Origin of the sequence: Mesorhizobium sp. M5C.F.Ca.IN.020.32.2.1, assembly GCF_004023105.1 — a bacterium.
Taxonomy (GTDB): Bacteria; Pseudomonadota; Alphaproteobacteria; order Rhizobiales; family Rhizobiaceae; genus Mesorhizobium; species Mesorhizobium wenxiniae.
On sequence record NZ_RZSX01001407.1, the window covers coordinates 1 to 924 of the forward strand.

Annotated in this window: 2 pseudogenes; both read left to right on the forward strand. The window is 63.7% G+C overall.

Annotation, left to right across the window (positions count from 1 at the left end):
- Positions 1-495 (forward strand): annotated as a pseudogene (locus EOA86_RS36375) (sugar ABC transporter substrate-binding protein); the annotation flags it as partial.
- A 164-nt stretch (positions 496-659) separates the two neighbouring features.
- Positions 660-924, forward strand: a pseudogene (locus EOA86_RS36380) (sugar ABC transporter permease); the annotation flags it as partial.

Below are 924 nucleotides of genomic sequence, written 5' to 3' on the forward strand. Positions count from 1 at the left end.
GTCATCAAGGGCGATGCGCTGGTGCAAGTCATGGGCGACTGGGCCAAGGGCGAATTCAACGCCGCCAAGAAGACCCCGGGCACCGACTTCCTGTGTTACCGCTTCCCGGGCACCGACGGCAGCGTGGTCTACAACTCCGACATGTTCGGCATGTTCGACGTTCCGGAGGACCGCAAGGCCGCCCAGGTTGCGTTAGCCACCGCCACTTTGTCGAAGAGCTTCCAGTCGGCTTTCAACGTCGTCAAGGGCTCCGTCCCGGCCCGCACCGACGTGCCCGACACCGACTTCGACGCTTGCGGCAAGAAGGGCATGGCCGACCTGAAGGCCGCCAACGAAGGCGGCACGCTGTTCGGTTCGCTGGCGCAAGGCTATGGCGCGCCGCCGGCCGTCGCCAATGCCTATAAGGACGTCGTCTCGAAATTCGTCCACGGCCAGATCAAGACCTCGGACGAGGCCGTGACCCAGCTGGTTAACGCAATCGAAGACGCCAAATAAGAACCGGCATGAAAGGACCTTCCCCGCTCCGGTGGGGAGGTTCCACCAAGCCAGGATGGTCGGCCTCTGGTCGGAATGGCGCCGGCGATCAACCAACACGCCCCGTCTCGACGGGGCTATCCTTCCCCGCCTGGCGGTGAAGGGACCCCGAGAGGGAGGAGCCCATGACAACGGTCGCGACCCAGATCAAGCTGACGCCTGAGCATAATGCGCGTCCGCGCGCCTCGGTGCGTTCGCGCCTGCAGGACGCCCTGCCGAAGATCGTACTGGCGCCAAGCTTTGCGATCACCATCGTCTTCGTCTACGGCTTCATCCTGTGGACGGTCTATCTGTCCTTCACCAACTCCAAGACCTTCCCGTCCTATGCCATATCAGGGCCGCGCGCCTATCAGCGGCTGTGGCGCTGGACTTTCGAGAGCGACCCGCCGT